Source organism: Rhodosalinus sp. (assembly GCF_046542825.1).
Classification (GTDB): Bacteria; Pseudomonadota; Alphaproteobacteria; order Rhodobacterales; family Rhodobacteraceae; genus Rhodosalinus.
Genome location: NZ_JBKHAQ010000038.1, coordinates 1 through 23929, shown reverse-complemented (window position 1 = coordinate 23929; position 23929 = coordinate 1). Strand labels below are relative to the sequence as shown.

Sequence of the window (23929 nt, the reverse complement as noted above, 5' to 3'; positions counted from 1 at the left end):
GTGGCGGACAGGGTGGGATTCGAACCCACGAGACGCGTTAACGCCTACCGGTTTTCGAAACCGGCGCCTTCGACCACTCGGCCACCTGTCCTTCCGTCCAGCGACCGGGTGTGGAGGCCGGGCTGGCGAGACGCGGGTTCTCCGGCGGCGCGTGTGTCGGTGCGCTGCGCCGTGTCGCCTTGGCGAGGCGTCCGGCGCCTCGCAGGTGCCGGACGGTCGCACATTGCATCCGCGGGTCGGGTGCGGTCTAGCGAAGGGTGTCTGGGCACGCAACCGGAAATTCGGGATCCCGGAGGCTGCGCGCCTCTTGGATTGCCCGTCGCCGACATCTAGTCTGGGCGTCGTCACACCGGAGGGTCGGTCATGTTCCTGCGCGCCTGCGCCATCGTGCTCACGCTCGTTCCGGCGGGCCTCGCGGCCGAGCGTGCCGCGGCCCGGTCGGGCGACGTCATGCATCTGGTCGACCTGATGGGCCTTCCGGAGGTCGTCGAGGTGATGCACGAAGAGGGGCTGGACTACGGCGCCGCGCTGGCCGACGAGATGCTGCCGCGCGGCGCGTCGGGACAGTGGCCCGGGACGGTCGCGCGTATCTACGACCCCGCGCGAATGGAGGAGACGCTGCGCGAGGGCTTTGCCGCGTCGATGTCGGGGACCGATCCCGCGCCGCTGATCGCCTTCTTCGAGTCGCCCGGGGCGCGGCGGCTGGTGTCGCTGGAGATCAGCGCGCGGCGTGCGATGATGGACGAGGATGTGGAGGAGGCCGCGCGGGAGGACTATCTCGCGCGGGCGCGGGACCCCGACGACCGGTTCCTGCTGGTGCGCGAGTTCGTCGAGACCAACGACCTCGTCGAGGCCAATGTCACGGGCGCGCTGAATTCCAACTTCGCCTTCTACCGCGGGCTGGCGGACGCAGGCGCGCTGGAGATGACCGAGGACGAGATGCTGGCAGAGGTCTGGGCACAGGAAGAGGAGACGCGCACGGACAGCCGCGAGTGGTTGATGGGGTTCCTGCTGCTGGCCTACGATCCTGTCGCGCCGGAGCTGCTTGAAGACTATGTCGCCCTGTCGCAGACCGACGCGGGGCGCGCGATGAACCGCGCGCTCTTTGCGGGCTTCGACCCGATGTATGCGGACATTTCCTATGCGCTTGGACTGGCGCTGGCGCGCGAGATGCGGGCGACCGATCTGTGAGGCGGCGGCCCGCGCGGGCTTGACATCCGCTACGGCCGGTCCGATAAGCGCGCATCTTGGGCGGGGCCGATGCAGGCCGCGCCCGTTTCGTTGTCAACGCCGCCCCGCGCGGGGCGCGCTGTCCGAGGCGGCCGGATGCACCCGGCCCGCAACGCCCGGAGCATCCGGGGGCCGAAGGACGCGGGAGAACAGAGGAAGAGGCCCATGTTTGCGGTCATGAAGACCGGCGGGAAGCAGTATCGCGTCACCCCCGGCGACACGCTCGAGATCGAGAAGCTCGCGGCCGAGGCCGGCGAGACGGTGCAGTTCAACGAGGTGCTGATGCTGGGCGGCACGAGCCCTGTCGTCGGCAGCCCGCTTGTCGACGGTGCTGCCGTTCAGGCAGAGGTGCTCGGACAGATCAAGGGCGAGAAGGTCATCCATTTCGTCCGCCGCCGGCGCAAGCATTCGTCGAAGCGCACGAAGGGCCACCGCCAGCAGCTGACGCTGATCAGGGTGACCGAGATACTGGAGCAGGGCGCCGACAGTTCCGGCGTGAAGGCGGCCATCGGCGCGGGCAAGGCGCCACGCACGGCAGCCCCCGCCGCGGCGGAGGCGCCTGCAGCGACCAGGGCCGCGGAGCCGAAGGCGCAGACTGCCGACGGCGACGACCTGACCAGGCTGTCGGGTGTCGGCCCCAAGCTGGCCGAGAAGCTGCAGGGCGCAGGCGTGACCAGCTTCGCCCAGATCGCGGCCTGGACGGAAGAGGATGTCGCAGACTTCGACGAGAAGCTCTCGTTCAAGGGTCGCATCGAGCGAGAGGGCTGGGTCGAGCAGGCCAGGGCACTCGCCGCAGAGAAGGAGTAAAGGCAGATGGCACACAAGAAAGCGGGCGGCTCGTCGCGCAACGGCCGCGATTCCGAGGGCCGCCGCCTGGGCGTCAAGCTCTATGGCGGGCAGCACGCGATTCCCGGCAACATCATCCTGCGTCAGCGCGGCAACAAGTGGTGGCCGGGCGAGGGCGTGGGCCAGGGCAAGGATCACACCATCTTCGCCAAGGTCGAGGGGCATGTGACCTTCCACAAGGGGTTCAAGGGCCGCACCTTCGTATCGGTGACACCCGTGGCGGAGGCCGCCGAGTAAGCCGTTCCCGACAACGCGACTTAGTCAAGGGGGACCGGCGCGGCCGGTCCCCCGACTGCTTTGGGGGAGGCGGCGCGCAGGTCTTTCGGGGAGGAGAGACATGACCGTCCAGACGCGTCCCGGCCAGCCGGTCATCCGGACCGCGCGCTTCGATTTGCGGCCGCTGCGCGGCTCCGACGTGGGGCTGATTGCCCATTATTCGGGCGATTTTCGCGTTGCCAGCATGACGCGGTCAATCCCGCATCCCCTGCCACCCGGCGCGGCAGAGGCCTTCGTCGGGCGGGCGCTTTCGGACGACCGGGTCGAGGATGTCTGGGCGATGGACGCCACACGCCACGGCGGGCCGGAGCTCATGGGTCTGATCGCGCTGGAGCGGATGGACCGCGACCAGTCGGAGCTTGGCTACTGGGTCGGCCCGGCCTTCTGGAACACGGGCTTCGCGCAGGAGGCGGTGCGCGCGCTGGTCATGGCCAACCCGCTGGGACAGACGGCGATGTTCGCATCGGTGTTTCAGGACAACGCGGCCTCGGCGCGGGTGCTCACGCAGTGCGGCTTCGCCTATCTTGGCGATGCCGAGGCCTATTCCGTCGCGCGTGGGGCCAAGGTGGACACCTGGACCTACACGCGCAAACTCGATTGAGCCTGCCCGCGCGCCGCGCTAGAGCGCGCGGCACCGGCTGAGGAGGCCGCGCGCGCATGAAGTTCCTCGATCTGGCCAAGGTGCACATCCGCTCGGGTTCGGGCGGGGCGGGAGCGGTCAGCTTCCGCAGGGAGAAGTTCGTCGAATACGGGGGACCGGACGGCGGCGACGGCGGCCGCGGCGGCGACGTCTGGGCAGAGGCCGTGGACGGGCTCAACACCCTGATCGACTTCCGCTATCAGCAGCACTTCTTCGCCCGGAACGGCCGCGCCGGCATGGGCAAGGCGCGCACCGGCGCCGACGGTGCCGACATCACCCTGCGCGTGCCGGTGGGCACCGAGATCCTGGAAGAGGATCAGCAGACGGTCATCGCCGACCTCACGCAGGTGGGCCAGCGTGTCCTGCTCGCCCGCGGCGGCAACGGCGGCTGGGGCAACCTGCATTTCAAGACGTCGACCAATCAGGCCCCCCGCCGCGCCAACCCGGGGCAGGAGGGTGTCGAGCGCACGCTGTGGCTGCGGCTGAAGCTGATCGCCGACGTGGGGCTGCTGGGGCTGCCCAATGCGGGCAAGTCCACCTTCCTTGCCGCCACCTCGAACGCGCGGCCGAAGATCGCGGACTACCCCTTTACCACGCTGCATCCGAATCTCGGCGTCGTGGGCGTGGACGGGCACGAATTCGTGGTGGCCGACATCCCGGGACTGATCGAGGGCGCGCACGAGGGCCGGGGCATCGGCGACCGCTTCCTGGGCCATGTCGAACGCTGCGCGGTGCTGCTGCATCTGGTGGACGGCACGTCCGCGACGGTGGCCGAGGACTGGCGCACCGTGATCCGCGAGCTGGAACTCTACGGCGGGCACCTTAACGACAAGCCGCGCATCACCGCGCTCAGCAAGGTCGACGCGCTGGAGCCCGAGGCGCGGGCGGCGGCCGTGGCAGAGCTGCGCGCGGCCTGCGGCGCGCAGGTGCACGAGATCTCCGGCGTGAGCGGCGAGGGGCTGACCGAGGTGCTGCGCGCGCTCAGGGCACAGATCGACGCCTCCCGCGCGGCGGAGGCCGCCGAGGGGCAGGAGGATGCGCCGTGGCGTCCCTGACCGGCGCGGCGCGCATCGTCGTCAAGATCGGCTCGGCGCTGCTGGTGGACCGCGAGAGCGGCGGCCTGCGCGCCGACTGGCTGGCCAAGCTCGCCACCGATGTCGCCTGGCTCAAGGGGCAGGGCGCGGAGGTGGTGATCGTCTCATCAGGCTCCATCGCGCTGGGGCGCGGTGCGCTCGGGCTGGGGCAGGGGCCCCTGCCGCTGGAACAGAGCCAGGCGGCGGCGGCCGTGGGGCAGATCCGCCTTGCCCGCGCCTACGAGGAGGCGCTGGCGCCGCACGGGCTGACCGCCGCGCAGGTGCTGGTCACGCTCGAGGACAGCGCCGACCGCCGCCGTTATCTCAATTCGCGCGCCACGCTGGGCACGCTGCTGGGCCTGGGCGCGGTGCCGATCGTGAACGAGAACGACACCGTCGCCACCGACGAGATCCGCTACGGCGACAATGACCGCCTCGCCGCCCAGGTCGCGGTCACGGTGGGGGCGGACCGGCTTGTGCTGCTGTCGGACGTCGACGGACTTTATACCGCCAATCCCGCCACGGACTCCACAGCCCGGCGCCTCGAAACGGTGGAGGAGATCACGCCGGAGATCGAGGCGATGGCGGGCGATGCGGGCTCCGGCCTGTCGCGCGGCGGCATGAAGACCAAGCTGATGGCGGCGCGCACCGCGATGGCCGCCGGCTGCGCGCTGGCGATCGCGCTGGGCACGCGCGACCATCCGCTGCGCGCGCTGGAAGAGGGGGCGCCAGCCACCTGGTTCCTGCCAGGGCTCGACCCGGCCTCTGCCCGCAAGCGCTGGATCGCGGCGATGAAACCGCGGGGCGAGATTCGCGTGGACGCGGGCGCGGCGGCAGCACTTGGGCGCGGCAAGAGCCTGCTGCCCGCGGGCGTGACGGCGGCGAGGGGCACCTTCGGCCGGGGCGATCCGGTGGCGATTCTCGATGCCGAAGGGCGCAAGCTGGGGCAGGGGTTGTCGCGCTACACCGCCGAGGAAGCGCGCGCCATTGCCGGCCACCGTTCGGACGAGATCGAGGCGCTGCTTGGCTACCCGGGGCGCGCGGCGCTCATCCATCGCGACGACATGGCGCTCTGACGGTCATTTGAGGTATAAGGGCCTGGCCCGAGACAGGAGGCTGTCCCATGAAGGACCTCACCGAGATTTCCGAGCTGATGGAAGGCATGGGCCGACGCGCCCGCGCCGCGGCGAGCGAGCTGGCCTTTGCGCCCTCCGACGCCAAGACCCGCGCGCTCGAGGCCGCCGCAGACGCGCTCTGGGAGGCGCGGGAGAAGGTCGCGGAGGCCAACGCGAAGGACCTTGCGTTCGGCCGGGAAAAGGGTCTGTCTGACGCGATGATGGACCGCCTCGCGCTCGACGAGGGCCGGATCGGCGGCATCGTCGAGGGCCTGCGCGCCGTCGCCGCGCAGCCCGACCCGGTGGGACAGGTGATGGCGGACTGGGACCGGCCCTCGGGCCTGCACATCCGGCGGGTGCGCACGCCGCTGGGGGTGATCGGCGTGATCTACGAATCGCGGCCGAACGTCACCGCCGACGCCGGCGCGCTCTGCCTCAAGGCCGGAAACGCCGTGATCCTGCGCGGCGGCTCCGAATCGCTGCATTCCTCCGGCGCGATCCATGCCGCGCTGCAGGAGGGGCTCTGGGCCGCGGGCCTGCCGCGTGACGCGATCCAGATGGTGCCGGTGCGCGACCGTGCCGCCGTGAACGCGATGCTTGGCATGACCGGGCATATCGACGTGATCGTGCCGAGGGGCGGCAAGAGCCTCGTGGGTCTCGTGCAGCGCGAGGCGCGTGTGCCGGTCTTCGCCCATCTCGAGGGGATCGTGCACATCTATGTCGATGCCGCGGCCGACCCGGTGAAGGCGCTGAAGGTCGTGATGAACGCCAAGACGCGGCGCACCGGCATCTGCGGTGCGGCGGAATGCCTTCTGATCCACGCCGAGGTGGTCGATTCGATCGGGCAGGGCGTGATCCGGCGGCTGATCGAGGCGGGCGTGCGCGTGCATGCCGACGAGCGGCTGGCCCGGATCGAGGGCACGGTGCCCGCCACGGCAGAGGACTGGGGCCGCGAATACCTCGACATGGATATCGCGGCGAAGGTCGTGCCCGACATCGACGCGGCGATCGAGCACATCCGCGCCCATGGCTCGCAGCACACCGACGCGATCCTGACCGAGGACGACGCGGCCGCGGCCCGCTTCTTCCAGCGGCTCGACAGCGCGATCCTGATGCGCAACGCCTCCACCCAGTTCGCCGACGGCGGCGAGTTCGGCATGGGCGCCGAGATCGGCATCGCCACGGGCAAGCTGCACGCGCGCGGTCCGGTGGGGGCGGAGCAACTCACCAGCTTCAAGTATCTGGTCGAGGGGGACGGGACGGTACGGCCCTGAAACGAAACGGCGGGGCGGACCGGACGCCGGTCAGACGGTCATCGCGATCCGATCCTCGGCCGCCTCGGTCAGGGTCTGACGGCCGGCTTCCGACATGCGCAGAGCCAGCAGCGCGAACTGCACCTGCGCGGGCGTGATATCGCTTGCCGGCGCATCGCCCCGCAGAATTGCCAGAAGCGCGGGGTGCGCGGCGACCCGCGGCCCTTCCGCGTGCAGGTGCCAGCGCCCGCCCTCGCGGTCCACCCGGACGGCGCCACCGCGCGGCAGCGCGGTTTCGACGCAGAGCAGAGCCAGGAACGCAAGCTGCACCTCGGCCCGCGGCAGCGGGCCCTCGGCCGCCCACGCGGCCTCCAGCCGGGTGTCCGCGAAATGCCCCTGCACGAGGGCCGCCGCATCGCCGCTGCCAATCACCTCGGACACCGACCGCCTGCCGAAGGCGATGCGATAGAAGCCCAGCCGCGCCTGTGCGCTGGCGCAGCTTTCGGCGATCAGCTCCATTTCCGGCCCGACCGGTGCCCCCGGCGACAGCGACAGAAGTTCAAGCCCGTTCGAGATCGCGCCCACGGGACTCACGAGGTCGTGACAGATGCGCGCCCCTATCAGCGCGGCCAGATCCGCACTAGGTTGCTTGGGAACCTCGGCAGGGAGCACAGACATGTCCGACCTCAACGCGCTTCTCGAACCGGGGATGCTGGTGCGTCATCCCGACCGGCCCGACTGGGGCGTCGGGCAGGTTCAATCCAACATCGGCGGGCGCATCACCGTCAACTTCCGGGAAGAGGGCAAGGTGGTCATCGACGGCGCCCGCATAACCCTCACGCCGGTCATGGAGCCGTGATTCCGGTTACCGAAAGGTAAATGCCCGGCCTTGTCGTGGGCCGCCCCGCGCTTTGTTGCCAAGCCGCCGCGCCTTGCTTATGACGCGGGCGCAACCCCAGCCCAAGTCCCCTGATCCCCGGTGCGCGATGACGATGGCCGCCCCCCGACCCGAGCCGCAGTTCCTCGTCCGTCTCGCCGAGGACGAGGCCGACCGCCTTGCGGCCCAGCGTCTGCGCTACGCGGTCTTCGTCGAGGAACTGGGGGCCGCGGGGGCCATGGTGGATCATGCCGCGCGGCTGGAGCGTGACCGCTTCGACGCCTTTGCCGATCACCTGATCCTCGTCGATCCGGCCCGCGACGCCGCGGCCCTCGATCACGTCGTCGGCGTCTATCGCCTGATGCGGTCGGACCAGGCGCAGGCGGCGGGTCAGTTCTACGGCGCGGACGAATACGACCTTCGCCCGCTTCTGGCTTCCGGGCGGCGCCTGCTGGAGCTGGGCCGCTCCTGCGTGCATCCCGACTATCGCGGCGGCGCGGCGATGTTCCATCTCTGGACCGCTCTGGCCGACTACGTCGAGGCGCGCGGCATCGAGATCCTGTTCGGCGTGGCGAGTTTCCACGGCACCGATCCGCAGGCGCTGGCAGAGCCGCTGTCGCTGTTGCATCACCGCCACCTTGCGCCGCCCGAGCTGCGCGTGCGCTCGCGCGCCTTCACGCCCATGGACCTGATGCCCGAGGCCGCGATCGACCGGCGCCGCGCGATGCTGAAGGTGCCCGCGCTGATCAAGGCCTACCTGCGGCTGGGCGGCTTCGTGGGCGAGGGCGCCTTCGTCGACCACGCCTTCAACACCACCGACGTCTGCCTCGTGATGGACACCGCCCGGCTCAATGCCCGGCAGGCGGCGATCTATCGGGGCAACCGTGCATGAGCCGCACCTGGCGGGGGGCCGCGCCGCCCGCGCCGCAGCCCATCGGTCCGCTGGGATCGGCGCGCGTGCTGCTGTTCGGCGCACCGCTGGCGCTGACCATCTTCGGCGGCCTTGCCCTGAAGCTGCTCCTGCGGGGACCCGAGCGGCTGATCTGGGGCACGCGGCGCCCCGTCACGCCCTGGATCACCGTGGGGGTCTGCCGCGCGGCCTTGTGGTTTCTGGGCGTGCGGCTGGAGGCGCGGGGCCGGCCTATCCGGGGGGCGGGCGCGATGGTCGCCAATCATGCGTCCTGGGCCGACATCTTCGCGCTCAATGCCTGCACGCCGCTCTATTTCGTCGCCAAGGCCGAGGTCGCGGGCTGGCCCGGCATCGGCTGGCTGGCGCGCGCCACCGGCACGCTCTTCATCGCCCGGGACCGGCGGGCGGCGCGCGATCAGCGGGCGGCCTTCGCAAACCGCCTGCGCCTTGGTCACCGGCTGCTGTTCTTTCCCGAGGGCACCTCGACCGACGGGCGGCGCGTGCTGCCCTTCGTGCCCACGTTGTTCGACGCCTTCTTCGACGACGGGATCGGCGACATGCGCATCCAGCCCGTCACCCTCGCCTGGCATGCGCCGCCGGGGCAGGCGGACAGCTTCTACGGCTGGTGGGGCGACATGGACTTCGGCCCGCATCTGCTGCGCGTGCTGGCCGCGCCCGGTCGGGGCCGGGTCGAGGTGATCTGGCATCCGCCCGTGGCAGTGGCCGACCATCCCGACCGCAAGGCGCTGGCGCGCGCGCTGGAGGTGCCGGTGCGCGCGGGGCTGGACCGCGCCCTCAACCCATCGCGCGGATGAGCGCGGCCAGCGCCTCGGAGGGTTCCGCCGCGCGCCAGATCTCCTCGCCCACGGCGAAGAAATCCACCACCGGGGCAAGCTGTGCCACATGCGCGGCGTCAAGCGCGCCCTCGGCCACGACGGGCAACTCGATCACATCGGACCACCAGGCGAAAAGCTCGCGTTCCGCCACGGTCCCGTCGCCCAGCCCGGTGTCGGCCACCGGCCCGAAGCAGATGTAGTCCGCGCCCGCCTCGCCCGCGCTCATCCCCTGGTGGCTCGAGGCATGGCAGTAGGCGCCCACGATCGCCTCGGGACCCAGCAGGTCGCGCGCGCGCCGGACCGACCGGGCGCCGTCGTCCAGATGCACGCCGTCGAGGCCCAGCCGTTCGACCAGCGCCAGATGCTCGGCCACCACCAGCGGCACGTCGCGCGCATGTGCGATCTCGCGCAGCGCATCCGCCGCGCGCGCCACCGTGTCGGCATCCTGTGTCGCGAGCGCCAGCCGCAGGCAGGCCACGGGATGCGCGTCGAGCACGGCGGCAAGACGTGGACCGAATTCCTCCGGGTCGATCTCGGGCGGGGTGATCAGGTAGATCTGCGGGCGATCGTCCTCGGCCATGCGCACCTCTCGTCGCTGCGGCCTGCCTCTTAGCCCGCCGCACGCGGCTTGACCATGCCTCCTGCCGCCCTTCCGGATCGCACGGGGCCGATTACCGGTCCGCCGCGAAACGCGCCCGTCCCGACCCGGTTCAGGCTAGCGATCCCAGAGCCACGGTTCCGCGATCTCCAGGGAATTGCCCGCCGGATCGCGGAAGTAGATCGAGCGCGCGCCGTTGGGCCACCGGAAATCCGCCTCGACCGCCACCCCCTCGGCCGCGAGCCGGGCGCGCCAGCGGTCGATCTGCTCGGCGCTGGCCGAAAGGCACAGGTGCCCGGGCCCCTCGGCCCCATGCGGCGGGACGGGCAGGCGCGGGTTGCCGGGCGGCTTCACCGTCTCGTCGGGGTTGAAGACCAGCACAACCTGCGCGCCCGCGCGGAAGAAGACGTGCCGCTTGCCGATCCGCTGAATGCGCTCAAGTCCCAGCGTGCCGCCGTAGAAGCGCTCGGCCGCGTCGAGGTCGCGGGCATAGACGGCAGCCTCCAGCACACCGCTGACGGAAGGGGCAGGGGGGTGCGGGTCGTTTTCCTCGGGCGGGGACATGACGTTGATATTAGCAAGGCGCCGCCGGTTTGTCAGCGGTCCTGCCCGTCATGCGGGCGTTACAGCTTCGGGCTAGGGCAATACCGGGGCACGGTATATTGCGGGGCTTGTCGCGAGGCCGACGCGATATATAGTGATCCAGAGTCAGCGGGCGCCGGATCGGTCGGGCCAGGCCGGGCGGCGCACCGCACCAGCGGGCGGAGGCGCGGGGCGCGATGGACGGCGATTTCAGGACGAGTTTCGTGAGGGAGCCTTCGGCGCTCCGGCAACATCCGTCTCTGGTGCTCAATGCCGATTATCGCCCGCTGTCGTATTATCCGCTTTCGCTCTGGCCGTGGCAGGAGGCGGTCAAGGCGGTCTGGCTCGACCGGGTGAGCATCGTGGCGGAATACGACCATGTCGTGCGCAGCCCCTCCACCACGATCCGAATACCGTCGGTGGTGGTTCTGAAAGATTATGTGAAACCCAGGAAGCGCGTGGCCTTCACGCGCTTCAATCTTTTTCTGCGGGACGAATTCGCCTGTCAGTATTGCGGCGCGACGGGCGATCTGACGTTCGATCACGTGGTGCCGCGCGCCTCGGGCGGCGTGACCAGTTGGGAGAACGTCGTTGCCGCCTGCGCGAAGTGCAACCTGCGCAAGGGGGCAAAGAGCCTGCGGCAGGCCGGCATGAACCTGCGCAAGCCGCCGCGCCAGCCAGGCGCGGAGGAGCTGCGCAACCAGGGGCGCAAGTTCCCGCCCAACCACCTGCATGAAAGCTGGCTGGATTTCCTCTACTGGGACGCCGAGCTGGAGGCCTGAGCAGCGGGCGGCACCTCGCGCAGCCCCAGCCAGGCGATGATCGCGGCGCCCAGCGCCAGCGTGCAGCCCGTCCAGGCGAGCGTCGCGAGCGCGGCGTTCGTCGCGTCCAGATGCCCCGCTGCGGCGGAGGTCTCGCCAAAGCTGGCCGGCCCGCCCGCGGCGCCATAGGCCGCTGCGGCCACGCCGCCCATCGCGGCCACCGCGATCAGCCCGGCCATGCGCGTGACCGCGTTGTTGATGCCGGAGGCCGCGCCGGCCTGGGCATCCTCGACGGCGCCCATCACGGCGGCCGAGAGCGGTGCGACCAGCATCGCCATCCCCAGGCCCACCACACCCAGGGCCGGCAGCGCGCGGCCCCAGTAGTTCGCCTCCGGTGCGGTCAGGGCCAGCGCGGCGTAGCCTGCCGCCGCCGTCAGAGCGCCCGCCACAATCGGGGGGGCAGGCCCGATCCTGTCCGCGATTCGGCCCGCCAGGCCCGAAAGCGTGCCGACCAGCAGGGCGAGCGGCGCGAAGGCCGCCGCCGCCGCCGCCTCGCTCACGCCCCATCCGCCGATCAGCGCCATGGGCATATAGAAGAGCATCGTCGAGAGCGCGAAGTAGAGCGCGAAAGTCAGCCCGTTGGCGGCGGAAAAGGCGCGGCTGCGGAAGAGCGCAAGAGGCATCATCGGCGCCGGTGCCCGCGCCTGCCAGAACACGAAGACACCCAAGATGACGAGGCCGGCCGCCGCCAGCGGCCATTGACCCGGCCGCGTCAGACCCCATGCCAGCGTGAACAGACCGCCGGTCGCAAGCGCCGCGCCCGCCCAGTCCACCGGCGCGTCCGGCCTGCCGGGGTCGGGCTGCGAGCGGGTGGCAAGCATCCACAGCGCAAGCGCACCCAGCGGCAGATTCAGCGCGAACACCAGCCGCCATGTCCAGTCTGCCCCCGCCGACAGGATCAGCCCGCCGATCACCGGGCCGCCCGCCGTGGTCAGCGCCGAGGCCGCAGCCCAAAGCCCGATCGCGCGCCCGCGCTCGGCCCGCGGATAGGCCCGCGCCACCAGCGCGAGCGAGCCCGGCACCATCGCCGCCGCACCCAGACCCTTGAGCGCGCGGGCGGCGATCATCGTCTCGGGCGTGGGGGCCAGCGCCGTGGCGGCAGAGCCCAGCAGGAAGACGGCGATGCCGACCCCGAACACCCGCACAAGGCCGAAACGGTCGCCCGCCGCGCCCCCTGCGAGGATCAGCGCCGAGAGCGGCAGCATGTAGGCGTTGTTGATCCACTGCGCCTGCGACAGGCTGGCGCCCAGGCTGTCGCGGATCGCCGGCAAGGCAATGGCGACGACGCTGTTGTCGATGAACCCGAGTGCAGAGGCCAGGATCGCGGCCGTCAGCATCCATGCGCGGTCGCGCGGCGCGCAGATCGGGGGACGCGCGGCCGCCCGCACGGTGGGCGGCCGCGCCGGGACGCTCAGGCGCCCCGTTTCTGCGATGCGGCCTGCGGCTTCGCCTGTGCGGTCTGCTGGCCGCCTGCTTGCTGGCCACCGGCCGGCGCCTGAACGCCCGGGGTCTGCCGCGACTGGCTGCCGCCGGTCAGCGGGTCGTCCTGACGCTGCACCGAGCCCTCGAAATGGGCGCCGGATTCGATCGCGATGGTCTTGTGGATGATGTCGCCTTCCACCCGCGCGGTCGAGGTCAGCCGCACCTTCAGTCCGCGCACGCGGCCGACGATCCGGCCGTTGATGACCACGTCGTCGGCGGTCACTTCACCCTTGATGGTCGCGGATTCGCCGATGGTGAGCAGGTGCGCGCGGATGTCGCCCTCGACGGTGCCCTCGACCTGGATGTCGCCGGTGGTCTTGACGTTGCCGGTGATGTGCAGGTCGGAGGAGAGCACGGAGGGCGACGGCTTGGGCTTGTGCACCGTCGAGCTGTAGTCGCCAGAGCGCGACACGGGCGCGCTCTCTGCCGCGGGGGCGGGCGCGGGCTCCGCGGCCTTGGGCCCGGGCTCGTTGATCTTGCTCTTAGAAAACATCTCTCGCAGCCTTGATGTAGATCATGGGGTTGACGGCCTTGCCGCCGACACGGACTTCGTAGTGCAGATGCGTGCCGGTCGATCGTCCGCTGTTTCCCATATCACCGATCCTGTCGCCGCGCGATACCCTTTGGCCTTCCTTCACGCGAATGCGCGACATGTGGGCGTAGCGGGTCTCGATGCCGAATTCGTGCTGGATCTTGACCAGCCGGCCATAGCCGGAAAGCCAGCCGGCATGGGTCACGACCCCGTCGGCCGTGGAATAGATCGGTGAGCCGTGCGCAGCGGCGAAATCCGCGCCTTTGTGCATCCGGCCCCAGCGCATCCCGAAGCCGCTGGTGAAGCGGTAGTTGCCCTTGACCGGCAGGGCGAAGGGCGCCTTTTCCGCCGCGATGCGATAGAGGTTGAGCTCGTCGAGCTTGTTCAGGATGCGTCCCGCGCGCTCGGCACCGGGATCGGGCAGCGCGCCGCGGGTCGACAGGCTGATGGGGGTAAGCGGCCCGCCAAGGCCGGAATAGCCGCGGCGCACCTCTTCGAGCAGGCGGTCGGAATCGAGGCCCGCGCGCTCGAACATCTCGTCCAGCGGTTCGACCGAGACGAGCATCGCCTCCTCGAGCTGGCGGAAGATCGTCTCGTTGCGGTCCTGCGTGAGCCTCAGTTCGGTCGCCATGCGGTCGGCTGCAAGCAGCGCCTCTTCGGCGTCGGCGGCCATGCGGTCGCGCTCGGCTGCGGTCTCGGCCAGCGCACGGGTCAGGAAGGTGACGGTGGTGTCCTCGCCAGCCGCCTCGCCGGGCGTCGCGCCGTCCTCTTCCAGCGCGCGCTCCAGCATCGCCAGCCGCTCCTGCGCGGCGTTGCGCTCGCGCGCCTTGTCACGCAGCAGGGCCTGCATGATCTCCAGCCCGGTCTCGAGCTCGTGCAGCCGCGTCTCTGACGCCAGCAACTCGGACTGCATGACCGAGACCTGTTCGAGCGCCGTGTCGAAGCGGGCCTGTGCCGCCAGCGCCTCTGCCGCGCGCGCGTCGCGCTGATCGGCAAGATCGTTGAGCCGCGCCTGATAGGTCTCCAGGTCCCGGCGGGCCTGCTCGCGGAAGTTTCCGCCGCCGATCGCATCCATCAGCAGGATCGCCGTCGCCAGGATCGCCCAGCCGACGACGAGCGTTCCGCCCAGCATCGCGAAGGCTTGCGTCCCCGGCCTGAGCCGGATGAAGCGCATGTCTTCGTCGGATTTGAGAAACAACCGTTTCTCGGGAAACATGCGCTCAAGGAGCGCATGAAGTCTGATCGCCAGCTGCGTCCGCACGAAGCCTGCCCCTCGCACCCGTCTCGGTCACGGCGCTCGACCTCCCCAAAGCCGACGCCTTGGCGGATTGGTTAGCGACTGGCGACGGGAGGGGCAACTTTTTTGACAGGACATTAACGGAAGCCGGCCGGTTTTGCGCGAAACTGGCGAAAATCCGCCGAGCACCGTCCGTTACGCCCCGCGCTTTCAGCGTTCCTCGGCCACCAGCGGCCAGTAGAAATCGGGCGGAAGCCCGGCCTCGGCGCGTTTTTCCTCGTTGAACGGAGGCTTCAGCGCGCCCTTGAAATAGCGCCGGACGAGGGTGTGGAATGCCTCCTTCGGGTCGTGGTTTTCCCGTCCGCAGAGGAAGTGAAACCACTTTGCGCCGTAGGCGACGTGTCCCACCTCTTCGGCATAGATCGTTTCCAGCGCGGCGACGGCGGTCTCTTCGCCATGCCTGCGGAAGAGCGCGATCATGTCCGGCGTCACGTCGAGGCCGCGCGCCTCCAGCACCATGGGCACGACCGCAAGACGGCCCATGAAATCCTCTGCCGTGTCCTCTGCCGCGCGCCACATGCCGGCATGGGCGGGCAATGCGCCGTAGTGGCTGCCGCGCGCGGCGAGGCAGTCGGACAGCAGGCCGAAATGCTTCGCCTCCTCATCGGCGGCCTTCACCCAGTCGTCGTAGAAGCCCGCCGGCATCGGCACATGCGCGAAGCGCGCGACGATGTCCCAATGCAGGTCCACCGCGTTGAGCTCGATATGCGCGACGGCGTGCAAAAGCGCGGCGCGCCCCTCGGCAGAGCCGGGCCGCCGCTTCGGCACCTTGCGCGGATCGAGCAGCTCGGGCCGGGCGGGGCGCGCGGGCCGCAGCGGCGGGGCCGCGCGGCCAACGGGGAGCGGCGTGCCGGCCTCGCGCGCCGAAAACCACGCCGCCGCATGCGCCCGAGAGAGCCGTGCCTTTTCGGCGGCGTCGGCGGTGGAAAGCACCTCCACCGCCCGTTCCGCGAGGCTCGGGCTCACAGCGCGCGTGCGGCTTCCAGAACCTCCTCCGCGTGGCCCGGCACCTTCACCTTGCGCCACGCGCGCGCGATGCGCCCCTCGCCGTCGATCAGGAAGGTGGAGCGTTCGATGCCCCAGAAGGTCTTGCCGTACATGCTCTTTTCCTTCCAGACGCCGTATTTCTCGGACACGTCGGAACCCTCGTCCGACAGCAGCGGCACGGTCAGCTCGTGCTTGGCGATGAACTTGTCGTGGCTCTTGATCGGGTCCTTCGAGATGCCGAAGACCTTCACCCCCAGCTTGTCGAATTCCTCCTTCAGACCGGAGAAGGCGATCGACTCCCTGGTGCAGCCAGAGGTGTCGTCCCTGGGATAGAAGAACAGCACCACCGGCGCTGGGCGCAAGGCGGACAGGGTGACCTCGCCACCGCCGGTGACGGGCAGGGTGAAATCGGGTGCGACCGTATCGGTCATGGTTTCGCTCATGGGATCGTGTCCTCGACTGGTCTGGCGTCAACGCGCATGTGATACTAGGCGCGAAGACGCAGGAATAAAGGCGGGAGGCGCGCGCGCGATGACCGAAGCGGAGGGCAGTCCGCATCCCCCCCGGACCTGTCTTGCGCGCCGCCTGGTCGTCGCGGCCCTTGCGGGGCTTGCCAGCTTTGCCGTCGCGGCCACGGCCATCGCCCTGAGCGATCTCAGCGTGACCGCGCCGCGCTGGCTGGAAAAACGGGTGGCAGCGCGGCTTGCGGTCGCCATGCCGGGACTGGGCGTGTCCTTCGAGTCCATCGAGCTTTCGCTGGAGCGGGACGGACGGCCCATGCTGTCGCTTGCGGGCGTCACTCTGACCGACGCCGGCGGCACGCCGCAGGCGAGCCTTGCGCAGATGCGGGGCGTGCTCGCACCCGCGCCGCTCTTGTGGGGCAAGGCGGAACTGAACGAACTGCATCTTTCCGGCGCGATCCTGCAGGTCCGGCGCGATCGGCAGGGTCGCTTCGACTTCGCCCTGGGCGGGGCCGGCACCGGCTTCGACTCGCCGGGTGCGGCGGTCGCCGCGATCGACCGCTGGGCAGAACACGCCGCCTTCGCCGGTCTCGACCGGGTCGAGGCGCATGGCCTGACCCTGCGCTACGAGGATGCGCGCGCGCGCCGCGGCTGGACGGCCGATGGCGGCCGACTGCGGCTGACGCGAAGCGACGGGCGGCTGCGCGTCGCGGCGGATTTCGCGCTGCTCTCGGGACGTGATGCGGCAGCGACGCTGGAACTCAACGCGGAAAGCACGATCGGTGCACAGGCGGTCAGCTTCGGCGCGAAATTCGAGGGGATGGAGGCCGCCGACATCGCCACCCAGTCGCCGGCGCTGGCCTGGCTGGGCGTGCTGAACGCGCCGATTTCGGGCGCGCTGCGCTCGGCGGTCGCGGAGGACGGCACGCTGGGGCCGCTGCACGCGACGCTGCAGATCGGCGAGGGGGTCCTGCGGCCGGAGATGGCGGCGCGGCCCATCCCGTTCCGCGCGGCGCGCAGCTATTTCACCTACGACCCTGCCACGGCGATCCTGCGCTTCGACGAGATCGCGCTCGACAGCGAACTCATCAGCCTGACGGCGCAGGCGGAGGCCGTGCTGCACGGGCTCGAAACCGGCTGGCCAACGCGGTTGACTTCGCAACTGACGCTGGGCGAGGTGACCGCGAAGCCCGGGCGGCTCTACGCCGACGCGCTGACGCTGGAAGGGGCCGAGGCGGACCTGTCCGTGCGCCTCGATCCCTTTGCGGTGCGGCTGGGCCGGCTGCGGATCGACGATCCAGCGCTGCCCCTGCGGCTGTCGGGCCGTGCCGACGTGGGCGCAGAGGGCTGGCGGATCGCACTCGACGCGCAGACGGAGGGTGTGACGCCGGATATGGTCACGACCTGGTGGCCCGAGGGGTGGGCGCCGCAGGCGCGGCGATGGATCGCGGAAAACCTGCTTGCCGGGCAGGTGACGCGCGCGCAGGCCGCGGTCCGGGCAGAGCCAGGCGCGGAGCCCATCGTCTCCTTCACGGCGGGTTTCGAGGCGGCGCGCATCCGCTTCCTGCCGCAGATGCCGCCCATCGAAGGGGCCGCCGGACAGATCAGCCTGCACGACGCAAGGTTCGCCGCGACCGCCCATGCCGGGCAGGTGACGTCAGGTACCGATGGCAGGATCGACATCGCCGGCACCAGCTTCGTCATTCCCGACGCGCGCATCCCGAAGGCGCCGGCAGAGGTGCGGCTTGTCGCCGACGGCGCCCTCGCCGACGCGCTCTGGCTGATCGACCAGCCGCCGCTGCGGCTGCTTGCACGGGCCGGCCGCACGCCGGACATCGCCTCCGGCCGGCTTTCGGTCGAGGGGCGGATCGGCCTGTCGTTGCGAAAGACTCTCAGGCCGAAGGATCTGGCGCTGGACCTCTCCGGCGTGCTGCACGGCGTTGCGAGCGAAACGATCGTGCCGGGCCGCCGCCTGACCGCCGCGCGGCTCGACGCGCGGCTGGACGACACGGCGCTGACGGTGGAGGGGGCCGCGGCGCTTGACGGTCTGCCCGTCGCGGGCCGCTGGACGCAGCCACTGGCGCCGGGCGAGAGCGGGCGCGTCAGCGCGGAACTGCGGCTCGACCGTACGCTTCTGGACAGCTTCGGCGTGAGCCTGCCACCCGGAGCAGTCAGCGGCGCGGCCCCCGCCACGCTGGCCCTCTTGCTGCCGAAGGACGCGCCACCCGCCTTCACCCTCACCTCCGCGCTGGACGGGCTCGGGCTGTCGATCGACGCGCTCGGCTGGCGCCTGGCGGAAGGCGCGCGCGGCGACCTGCGCGTGACCGGCAGCCTTGGCCGCCCCGCGCGGATCGACCGGATCGCGCTGGAGGCGCCGGGCCTGTCCGCCAGCGGCACCATCGAGCTGGCCCGGGGCGGCGGGCTCGCGGCCGCGCGCTTCGACAGGGTCCGCGCGGGCGGCTGGCTTGACGCTCCGGTAACGCTGCGCCCGCGCGGGCCGGGCCGCCCGCCGGCCGTCGAGATCGCGGGCGGTACGGTCGATCTGCGCGCGCTGCCGGAGAGGTCGGGCGGTGGCAGCGGCGCCGGCCCGCCTGCACCCGTCGCGCTGCGACTCGAGCGCCTGACCGTTTCCGACGGCATCGCGCTCACCGGCTTCACGGGGCGGCTGACCGCTGGCGCGGCGCTGGACGGGCAGTTCACGGCGCGCGTCAACGGGTCCGCGCCGATACAGGGCACGCTGGTCCCGGTGCGCGGCCGCACGGCGGTGCGCATCCGCTCCGACAACGCGGGCCGCGCCCTGCGCGCAAGCGGCATCTTCCGCAACGCGGCGGGCGGGGCGATGGACCTGACGCTGCTGCCCACGGGGGCCCCCGGCACCTTCGACGGGCAACTCAGGATCACCGACACCCGAATGCGCAACACGCCCGCGCTGGCCGCGCTGCTCGACGCGATCAGCATCGTGGGCATCATCGACCAGCTTCAGGGTCCCGGCATCGCCTTTTCCGCAGTCGAGGCCAGCTTTCGTCTCACGCCGGGACAGGTGATCCTGACGCGCTCCTCCGCCGTGGGGCCGTCCATGGGGGTTTCGATGGACGGCTATCACGACCTCGCCACCGGGCGGATGGACATGCAGGGGGTGCTGTCGCCCATCTACATGCTGAACGTCGTGGGCGCGGTTCTCACACGGAAGGGAGAGGGGCTCTTCGGGGTCAACTTCCGCCTGCGCGGCACGGGAGAGGACCCGCAGGTCAGCGTCAACCCGCTCTCGGCCTTGACCCCCGGCATGTTCAGGGAAATCTTTCGCCGACCCCCTCCGCAAGTCAGCCAGTGAGCGCCATGCAGCTTTCCGACTTCGACTTCGACCTGCCCGACTCGTTGATCGCCACCCGCCCCGCGCGCCCGCGCTCTGCCGCGCGGCTTCTGGTGGCGGAGGGCGACCGCATCACCGACGCGGTGGTGCGCGATCTGCCGTCTTTCCTGCGCGCGGGCGACCGGCTGATCCTGAACGACACGCGGGTGATCCCGGCGCGGCTGACGGGCACCCGCAGCCGCCACGGCCCCGAGGGCGCGACCGAGGCGCGGATCGAGGTGACGCTGCTGGAGCCGCGGCCCGGCGGGCTCTGGACGGCGCTGGTCAAGCCGCTGAAGAAGCTGGCCGGGGGCGAGGTGATCCGCTTTTCAGACGACCTCTCGGCCCGGATGCAGGGCCGGGACGAGGACCGGGCGATCCTGGAGTTCAACCTGGCGGGCAAGGATTTCGACGAGGCGCTGGCGCGGGCGGGCGCGATGCCTCTGCCGCCCTACATCGAGCGCCGGCGCGCGCCCGACGCGCAGGACCGCGAGGATTATCAGACCGTCTGGGCAAGGCGGCCGGGCGCCGTGGCTGCGCCCACCGCAAGCCTGCACTTCGACGACCTGCTGCTCGACGGGCTGCGCGCGGCGGGCATCGGGATGACCTATGTCACGCTCCACGTCGGCGCCGGCACCTTCCTGCCGGTCAAGGTGAACGATGTCACCCGCCACCGCATGCATGCCGAATGGGGCGAGGTGAGCGAGGCCGCGGCCGGCGAGATCGAGGCCACGCGCCGCGCGGGCGGGCGCATCATCCCGGTGGGCACCACCGCGCTGCGGCTGATCGAGACGGCGGGGCAGGGCGGCGAGATGCTGCCCTGGTCGGGCGATACGGACATCTTCATCTACCCCGGTTTCCGGTTCCGCATGACCGACGCGCTGATGACCAACTTCCACCTGCCGAAATCCACGCTGATGATGCTGGTCTCGGCGCTCATGGGCCCCGAGCGGATCCGGCGGATATACGCCCACGCGATCACGGAACGTTACCGCTTCTTTTCCTACGGCGACGCCTCGCTTCTCGTGCCGGAGCGATGATAGGGCTGTCGCGCACGGCGCCGCCGCACGTCGCGCCGGGAACAGCGCGCCGACCCGGCTCGCTATAGTGCAGACCGCGACACCTCTGCCGGAGCCTTCCCATGCTCACCGTTCTCAACAGCGCCTGGGCGCTCTTGCTTGGTCTGCTGCTGCTGATGATCGGCAACGGACTGCAGAGCACGCTGCTGGGCGTGCGGGGCCAGATCGAGGGCTTTTCCGCCTTCGAGATGTCGGTGGTGATGGCGGCCTATTTCATGGGTTTCCTCGGCGGCTCGCGCATGGCGCCGCGGATGATCGCGCGCGTGGGGCATGTGCGCGTCTTCTCCGCGCTGGCCTCGATGGTCTCGGCCGTGGTGATCCTGTTCCCGGTGTTCACCGATCCCTGGCTCTGGGCGATCGGGCGGCTGATCATCGGCTTCTGTTTCTCCGGCGTCTATGTCACCGCCGAGAGCTGGCTCAACAACACCGCCACCAACGAGACGCGCGGCCAGACGCTGTCGCTCTACGTTCTGGTTCAGGTGGTGGGGCTGATCGCGGGGCAGGCGCTGCTGGTCGTTGCCGACCCTTCGGGCTTCGTGCTTTTCGTGATCCCGTCGGTGCTGGTCTCGATCTCCTTCGCGCCGATCCTTCTGTCGGTGACGCCCGCGCCGTCCTTCGGCACCGCGAAGCCCATGACGCTGCTGGAGCTTTACCGCGCCTCGCCCCTGGGCTCGGTGGGGATGCTGCTGCTGGGCACGGTGTTTTCGGCGCAGTTCGGCATGTCGGCGGTCTATGGCGCCGAGGCCGGGCTGTCGGTCCAGCAGATCTCGATCTTCGTCTCGGCCTTCTTCGTGGGGGCGCTGGTGATCCAGTATCCGCTGGGCTGGCTGTCGGACCGGATGGACCGCCGGGTGCTGATCCTGGGTGCTTCCGCCGTCGGGCTGGGGGGCGCGGCGCTGGGCTTGGCGCTGGGCGCCGGGCAACCGGAGATGCTGCTTGCGGCGGCCTTCCTCATCGGTGGCGTGTCCAATCCGCTCTATTCGCTGCTCATCGCGCACACCAACGACTTTCTCCAGCCCGAGGACATGGCCGCGGCCTCCGGCGGGCTGGTCTTCATCAACGGGCTGGGCGCGATCGGCGGGCCGATCATCGCAGGCGGCCTGATGCAGATCGTGGGGCCGGCCGGCTTCTTCGCGACGATCGCGTTCTTCTTCACGCTGCTCGTGGCCTACGCCGCCTGGCGGACGACGCGACGCCCCGCGCCCACTGCCGAAGAAACGGGCAGCTATGCGCCGCTCGGTCCTACCGTCACCCCCGTCGCGGTGGAGATCGCGCAGGAATACGCCATCGATACCGCACTGGAAGAACAGGAAAATCCGCCCGACGCGCCCTGAGCGCGGCGGGCACGCGGATGTCGCGACTGTTGCAATTCGTGAAGCCAGCCCTGTTGAGCGCCCGCGCAAGGCATCCTTAACTCGGTGTCAATGACGACAAACCGCCGGAGGATGAGCAGGATGACGGGCGTGGACGAGGTGCTGGAATTCTGGCTCGACGAGGTCGGGCCCGCGGGCTGGTATGCGGTCGACCCCGATCTGGACGCGCTTATCCGCGACCGCTTCCTCTCCGCTTGGCAGGGCGCGGCCGAGGGGCGCTTTGCGCTTTGGCTGACCTACCCCGCCGGCGTGCTCGCCTACGTCATCCTCACCGACCAGTTTCCGCGCAACATGTTCCGCGGCGAGCGCCGCGCCTTCGCCACCGATGCCGCGGCGCTCGCGGCGGCGAAATCCGCGATCCACCGCGGCTGGGACATGAAGATCGACGAGCCCGCGCGCCAGTTCTTCTACCTGCCGTTGATGCATTCCGAAAACCTCTGCGATCAGGACCGCAGCGTGCGCCTGATCCTGGAACGGATGCCGCAGACCGGGGCGGAAAACCTCAAGCACGCGCGCGCGCACCGCGAGGTCATCCGCCGCTTCGGCCGCTTCCCCTATCGCAACGTGGCGCTTGGCCGTCCGGACACCGGGCCGGAGCGCAGCTTTCTCGAGCACGGCGGCTATGGCGCGGTGGTGCGCGAGATGGGCGCGACCGAGCCGGCCTGAGCCGCATGGCCACTGCCGTGATCCCTTCCCGTGGCATTGTCGTGGGCGGGCGTTTCGCATAGCGTCTCCGCCGAAACCCGAGGCAGGCAAGGCAGGGGACGCGGATGGCGGCACAACCCTTCGACATGATCGTGATCGGCGCGGGACCGGGCGGCTACGTCTGTGCGATCCGCGGCGCGCAACTGGGCCTGAAGGTCGCGATCGTCGAACGCGAGCACATGGGCGGCATCTGCCTCAACTGGGGCTGCATCCCGACCAAGGCGCTGCTGCGCACCTCCGAGATCTATCACCTGATGCACCGCGCGGGCGACTTCGGCCTGAAGGTCGAGGGCGCGAGCTTCGACTTCGACAAGGTGATCGACCGCTCGCGCAAGGTGGCGAAACAGCTCGCCTCGGGCGTCGATCACCTGATGAAGAAGAACAAGGTGACCGTGGTGCGCGGCGAGGGCCGGCTGGCCGGCTCGGGCCGCGTCGCGGTCAAGACCGACACGGGCGAGGAAGTGCTGGAGGCGGGGCACATCGTGCTCGCCACCGGCGCGCGGGCCCGCGAACTTCCGGGGCTCGAGGCGGACGGCAAGCGCGTCTGGACCTATCGCCATGCGCTGAAGCCGCCGCACATGCCGAAGAAGCTGCTGGTCATCGGGTCGGGCGCCATCGGCATCGAGTTTGCCAGCTTCTACCACACGATGGGCGCGCAGGCGACGGTGGTCGAGGTGCAGGACCGCATCCTGCCCGTGGAGGACGAAGAGATCAGCGCCTTCGCGCGCAAGGCCTTCGAGAAGCAGGGCATGACGATCCGCACGGCGACCACCGTGAAGAAGCTGGAGCGCGGGCGCGACACGGTCACCGCGCATATCGAGAGCGGCGGCAAGACCGAAACGGCCGAATTCGACACGGTGATTTCCGCCGTGGGCATCGTGGGCAACACCGAAGGCCTTGGGCTAAAAGAGGCGGGCGTCACCGTCGAGCGCGGGCAGGTCAAGGTCGACCCGATGGGCCGCACGGGGGTGACGGGCCTTTACGCCATCGGCGATATCGCGGGCGCGCCCTGGCTGGCGCACAAGGCCAGCCACGAGGGCGTGACGGTGGCCGAACTGATCGCGGGTGGCGATCCGCACCCGGTGACGCCCGACCAGATCGCCGGCTGCACCTACTGCCACCCGCAGGTGGCCTCCATCGGGCTGACCGAGGCGCAGGCGAAGGACCGCGGCCACGAGGTCAAGGTCGGTCGCTTCCCCTTCATCGGGAACGGGAAGGCGATCGCGCTGGGCGAGCCCGAGGGGCTGGTCAAGACGGTCTTCGACGCGCAGACCGGCGAACTGCTGGGCGCGCACATGATCGGCGCCGAAGTGACCGAACTGATCCAGGGCTACGTCGTCGGCCGCACGCTGGAGACGACCGAGGCGGAGCTGATGCAGGCGGTCTTCCCGCATCCGACGCTGAGCGAGATGATGCACGAATCCGTGCTGGCCGCCTACGGGCGCGCGCTGCACTACTGAGCGGCGCGCGCCCGAGGGCCGGCAAGGGGGGCTGTCTGCCCCCCTCGGCGGCTTTGCCGCCTCACCCCCCGAGGGTATTTCCCGCAAGAGGAAAGACAGGACCCCGCTCCGGTTCGTCCGGCAGCGGTCAGAAGGACCAGACGGCGG

Annotated in this window: 24 protein-coding genes and 1 tRNA gene; 16 read left to right on the top strand and 9 right to left on the bottom strand. The window is 70.4% G+C overall.

Going from position 1 to position 23929, the window contains the following annotated elements:
• Window position 1: 1 nt before the first annotated feature.
• A tRNA-Ser gene (locus ACLFOB_RS07135) sits at window positions 2-91 on the bottom strand.
• A 272-nt stretch (window positions 92-363) separates the two neighbouring features.
• Here ACLFOB_RS07135 and ACLFOB_RS07130 point away from each other — a divergent pair.
• The 7 genes from ACLFOB_RS07130 to ACLFOB_RS07100 all read left to right on the top strand — a co-directional run bounded on the left by ACLFOB_RS07130 (window position 364) and on the right by ACLFOB_RS07100 (window position 6454).
• Entirely contained in the window at window positions 364-1191 is an 828-nt protein-coding gene (locus tag ACLFOB_RS07130) for a DUF2059 domain-containing protein (RefSeq protein WP_410925633.1), read from the top strand.
• A 204-nt stretch (window positions 1192-1395) separates the two neighbouring features.
• Window positions 1396-2037, top strand: a complete 642-nt coding sequence (locus ACLFOB_RS07125; RefSeq protein ID WP_410918182.1) for a 50S ribosomal protein L21 — start codon at window positions 1396-1398, stop codon at window positions 2035-2037.
• Window positions 2038-2043: 6 nt separating this feature from the next.
• The gene (gene rpmA, locus ACLFOB_RS07120; RefSeq protein WP_410918183.1) at window positions 2044-2313 is read left to right on the top strand and encodes a 50S ribosomal protein L27; all 270 of its coding nucleotides are present in this window, start codon (window positions 2044-2046) and stop codon (window positions 2311-2313) included.
• Window positions 2314-2413: 100 nt separating this feature from the next.
• Window positions 2414-2953, top strand: coding sequence for a GNAT family N-acetyltransferase (locus ACLFOB_RS07115; protein WP_410918184.1), 540 nt, complete (start codon window positions 2414-2416; stop codon window positions 2951-2953).
• A 56-nt stretch (window positions 2954-3009) separates the two neighbouring features.
• A complete protein-coding gene (gene obgE / locus ACLFOB_RS07110; RefSeq protein ID WP_410918185.1) occupies window positions 3010-4047 on the top strand; it encodes a GTPase ObgE in 1038 nt (345 codons plus the stop codon).
• Window positions 4035-5141, top strand: coding sequence for a glutamate 5-kinase (proB, locus tag ACLFOB_RS07105; protein WP_410925632.1), 1107 nt, complete (start codon window positions 4035-4037; stop codon window positions 5139-5141). The genes obgE and proB overlap by 13 nt, the downstream gene beginning before the upstream one ends.
• Before the next feature lie 47 nt (window positions 5142-5188).
• Window positions 5189-6454: a glutamate-5-semialdehyde dehydrogenase gene (locus ACLFOB_RS07100; RefSeq protein ID WP_410925631.1), complete on the top strand. Its 1266-nt coding sequence runs from the start codon at window positions 5189-5191 to the stop codon at window positions 6452-6454.
• Window positions 6455-6484: 30 nt separating this feature from the next.
• Here the strand turns inward: ACLFOB_RS07100 and ACLFOB_RS07095 are convergent, their stop codons facing one another.
• Window positions 6485-7111: a histidine phosphotransferase family protein gene (locus ACLFOB_RS07095; RefSeq protein ID WP_410925630.1), complete on the bottom strand. Its 627-nt coding sequence runs from the start codon at window positions 7109-7111 to the stop codon at window positions 6485-6487.
• On the opposite strand from ACLFOB_RS07095, the gene ACLFOB_RS07090 reads away from it, so the two are divergent.
• From ACLFOB_RS07090 to ACLFOB_RS07080, 3 genes are all read left to right on the top strand, one after another.
• Window positions 7110-7292: a DUF3553 domain-containing protein gene (locus tag ACLFOB_RS07090; RefSeq protein WP_410916955.1), complete on the top strand. Its 183-nt coding sequence runs from the start codon at window positions 7110-7112 to the stop codon at window positions 7290-7292. The two genes, ACLFOB_RS07095 and ACLFOB_RS07090, sit on opposite strands and share 2 nt — an antisense overlap.
• Window positions 7293-7425: 133 nt before the next feature.
• Window positions 7426-8202 carry a GNAT family N-acetyltransferase gene (locus ACLFOB_RS07085; protein ID WP_410925629.1) on the top strand — a complete coding sequence of 259 codons (777 nt, stop codon included), beginning with the start codon at window positions 7426-7428 and terminating at the stop codon, window positions 8200-8202.
• Entirely contained in the window at window positions 8199-9035 is an 837-nt protein-coding gene (locus ACLFOB_RS07080; protein WP_410925628.1) for a lysophospholipid acyltransferase family protein, read from the top strand. Before ACLFOB_RS07085 ends, ACLFOB_RS07080 begins: the two co-directional genes overlap by 4 nt.
• Here ACLFOB_RS07080 and ACLFOB_RS07075 read toward each other — a convergent pair.
• Together ACLFOB_RS07075 and ACLFOB_RS07070 are read right to left on the bottom strand one after the other, a co-directional pair.
• Complete coding sequence (locus ACLFOB_RS07075; RefSeq protein WP_410916960.1) at window positions 9016-9636, bottom strand: thiamine phosphate synthase; 621 nt, start codon at window positions 9634-9636, stop codon at window positions 9016-9018. The two genes, ACLFOB_RS07080 and ACLFOB_RS07075, sit on opposite strands and share 20 nt — an antisense overlap.
• Before the next feature lie 135 nt (window positions 9637-9771).
• On the bottom strand, window positions 9772-10218 hold the full coding sequence (locus ACLFOB_RS07070) for a VOC family protein (protein ID WP_410925627.1): 447 nt from the start codon (window positions 10216-10218) through the stop codon (window positions 9772-9774).
• Between the two features lie 215 nt (window positions 10219-10433).
• Between ACLFOB_RS07070 and ACLFOB_RS07065 the strand changes: the two genes are divergently transcribed.
• Complete coding sequence (locus tag ACLFOB_RS07065) at window positions 10434-11018, top strand: HNH endonuclease (protein ID WP_410916962.1); 585 nt, start codon at window positions 10434-10436, stop codon at window positions 11016-11018.
• Here ACLFOB_RS07065 and ACLFOB_RS07060 read toward each other — a convergent pair.
• From ACLFOB_RS07060 to ACLFOB_RS07040, 5 genes are all read right to left on the bottom strand, one after another.
• A complete protein-coding gene (locus tag ACLFOB_RS07060; RefSeq protein ID WP_410925626.1) occupies window positions 10991-12394 on the bottom strand; it encodes an MFS transporter in 1404 nt (467 codons plus the stop codon). The two genes, ACLFOB_RS07065 and ACLFOB_RS07060, sit on opposite strands and share 28 nt — an antisense overlap.
• A gap of 74 nt (window positions 12395-12468) precedes the next feature.
• A complete protein-coding gene (locus ACLFOB_RS07055; RefSeq protein WP_410916966.1) occupies window positions 12469-13032 on the bottom strand; it encodes a bactofilin family protein in 564 nt (187 codons plus the stop codon).
• Window positions 13022-14332, bottom strand: coding sequence for a DUF5930 domain-containing protein (locus ACLFOB_RS07050; RefSeq protein ID WP_410916968.1), 1311 nt, complete (start codon window positions 14330-14332; stop codon window positions 13022-13024). Before ACLFOB_RS07050 ends, ACLFOB_RS07055 begins: the two co-directional genes overlap by 11 nt.
• A 186-nt stretch (window positions 14333-14518) precedes the next feature.
• A complete protein-coding gene (locus tag ACLFOB_RS07045; RefSeq protein ID WP_410925625.1) occupies window positions 14519-15334 on the bottom strand; it encodes a ferritin-like domain-containing protein in 816 nt (271 codons plus the stop codon).
• Complete coding sequence (locus tag ACLFOB_RS07040) at window positions 15331-15798, bottom strand: peroxiredoxin (protein ID WP_410925624.1); 468 nt, start codon at window positions 15796-15798, stop codon at window positions 15331-15333. Before ACLFOB_RS07040 ends, ACLFOB_RS07045 begins: the two co-directional genes overlap by 4 nt.
• 88 nt (window positions 15799-15886) lie before the next feature.
• On the opposite strand from ACLFOB_RS07040, the gene ACLFOB_RS07035 reads away from it, so the two are divergent.
• The 5 genes from ACLFOB_RS07035 to lpdA all read left to right on the top strand — a co-directional run bounded on the left by ACLFOB_RS07035 (window position 15887) and on the right by lpdA (window position 23782).
• Window positions 15887-19147, top strand: coding sequence for an AsmA-like C-terminal region-containing protein (locus ACLFOB_RS07035; RefSeq protein ID WP_410925623.1), 3261 nt, complete (start codon window positions 15887-15889; stop codon window positions 19145-19147).
• Window positions 19148-19152: 5 nt separating this feature from the next.
• The gene (queA, locus tag ACLFOB_RS07030) at window positions 19153-20205 is read left to right on the top strand and encodes a tRNA preQ1(34) S-adenosylmethionine ribosyltransferase-isomerase QueA (RefSeq protein WP_410925622.1); all 1053 of its coding nucleotides are present in this window, start codon (window positions 19153-19155) and stop codon (window positions 20203-20205) included.
• A 101-nt stretch (window positions 20206-20306) separates the two neighbouring features.
• Window positions 20307-21578, top strand: a complete 1272-nt coding sequence (locus ACLFOB_RS07025) for an MFS transporter (RefSeq protein WP_410918496.1) — start codon at window positions 20307-20309, stop codon at window positions 21576-21578.
• 120 nt (window positions 21579-21698) lie between these two features.
• Entirely contained in the window at window positions 21699-22283 is a 585-nt protein-coding gene (locus ACLFOB_RS07020) for a DUF924 family protein (protein ID WP_410918497.1), read from the top strand.
• Between the two features lie 104 nt (window positions 22284-22387).
• The gene (lpdA, locus tag ACLFOB_RS07015; RefSeq protein ID WP_410925621.1) at window positions 22388-23782 is read left to right on the top strand and encodes a dihydrolipoyl dehydrogenase; all 1395 of its coding nucleotides are present in this window, start codon (window positions 22388-22390) and stop codon (window positions 23780-23782) included.
• The last annotated feature ends 147 nt before the right edge of the window (window positions 23783-23929 follow it).

Coding starts and splice junctions, on each gene's coding strand:
- ACLFOB_RS07130 (WP_410925633.1), top strand. CDS start 364: ATGTTCCTGCGCGCCTGCGCCATCGTGCTCACGCTCGTTCCGGCGGGC.
- ACLFOB_RS07125 (WP_410918182.1), top strand. CDS start 1,396: ATGTTTGCGGTCATGAAGACCGGCGGGAAGCAGTATCGCGTCACCCCC.
- rpmA (WP_410918183.1), top strand. CDS start 2,044: ATGGCACACAAGAAAGCGGGCGGCTCGTCGCGCAACGGCCGCGATTCC.
- ACLFOB_RS07115 (WP_410918184.1), top strand. CDS start 2,414: ATGACCGTCCAGACGCGTCCCGGCCAGCCGGTCATCCGGACCGCGCGC.
- obgE (WP_410918185.1), top strand. CDS start 3,010: ATGAAGTTCCTCGATCTGGCCAAGGTGCACATCCGCTCGGGTTCGGGC.
- ACLFOB_RS07100 (WP_410925631.1), top strand. CDS start 5,189: ATGAAGGACCTCACCGAGATTTCCGAGCTGATGGAAGGCATGGGCCGA.
- ACLFOB_RS07090 (WP_410916955.1), top strand. CDS start 7,110: ATGTCCGACCTCAACGCGCTTCTCGAACCGGGGATGCTGGTGCGTCAT.
- ACLFOB_RS07095 (WP_410925630.1), bottom strand. CDS start 7,111: ATGTCTGTGCTCCCTGCCGAGGTTCCCAAGCAACCTAGTGCGGATCTG.
- ACLFOB_RS07085 (WP_410925629.1), top strand. CDS start 7,426: ATGGCCGCCCCCCGACCCGAGCCGCAGTTCCTCGTCCGTCTCGCCGAG.
- ACLFOB_RS07080 (WP_410925628.1), top strand. CDS start 8,199: ATGAGCCGCACCTGGCGGGGGGCCGCGCCGCCCGCGCCGCAGCCCATC.
- ACLFOB_RS07075 (WP_410916960.1), bottom strand. CDS start 9,636: ATGGCCGAGGACGATCGCCCGCAGATCTACCTGATCACCCCGCCCGAG.
- ACLFOB_RS07070 (WP_410925627.1), bottom strand. CDS start 10,218: ATGTCCCCGCCCGAGGAAAACGACCCGCACCCCCCTGCCCCTTCCGTC.
- ACLFOB_RS07065 (WP_410916962.1), top strand. CDS start 10,434: ATGGACGGCGATTTCAGGACGAGTTTCGTGAGGGAGCCTTCGGCGCTC.
- ACLFOB_RS07060 (WP_410925626.1), bottom strand. CDS start 12,394: ATGCTGACGGCCGCGATCCTGGCCTCTGCACTCGGGTTCATCGACAAC.
- ACLFOB_RS07055 (WP_410916966.1), bottom strand. CDS start 13,032: ATGTTTTCTAAGAGCAAGATCAACGAGCCCGGGCCCAAGGCCGCGGAG.
- ACLFOB_RS07040 (WP_410925624.1), bottom strand. CDS start 15,798: ATGAGCGAAACCATGACCGATACGGTCGCACCCGATTTCACCCTGCCC.
- ACLFOB_RS07035 (WP_410925623.1), top strand. CDS start 15,887: ATGACCGAAGCGGAGGGCAGTCCGCATCCCCCCCGGACCTGTCTTGCG.
- queA (WP_410925622.1), top strand. CDS start 19,153: ATGCAGCTTTCCGACTTCGACTTCGACCTGCCCGACTCGTTGATCGCC.
- ACLFOB_RS07025 (WP_410918496.1), top strand. CDS start 20,307: ATGCTCACCGTTCTCAACAGCGCCTGGGCGCTCTTGCTTGGTCTGCTG.
- ACLFOB_RS07020 (WP_410918497.1), top strand. CDS start 21,699: ATGACGGGCGTGGACGAGGTGCTGGAATTCTGGCTCGACGAGGTCGGG.
- lpdA (WP_410925621.1), top strand. CDS start 22,388: ATGGCGGCACAACCCTTCGACATGATCGTGATCGGCGCGGGACCGGGC.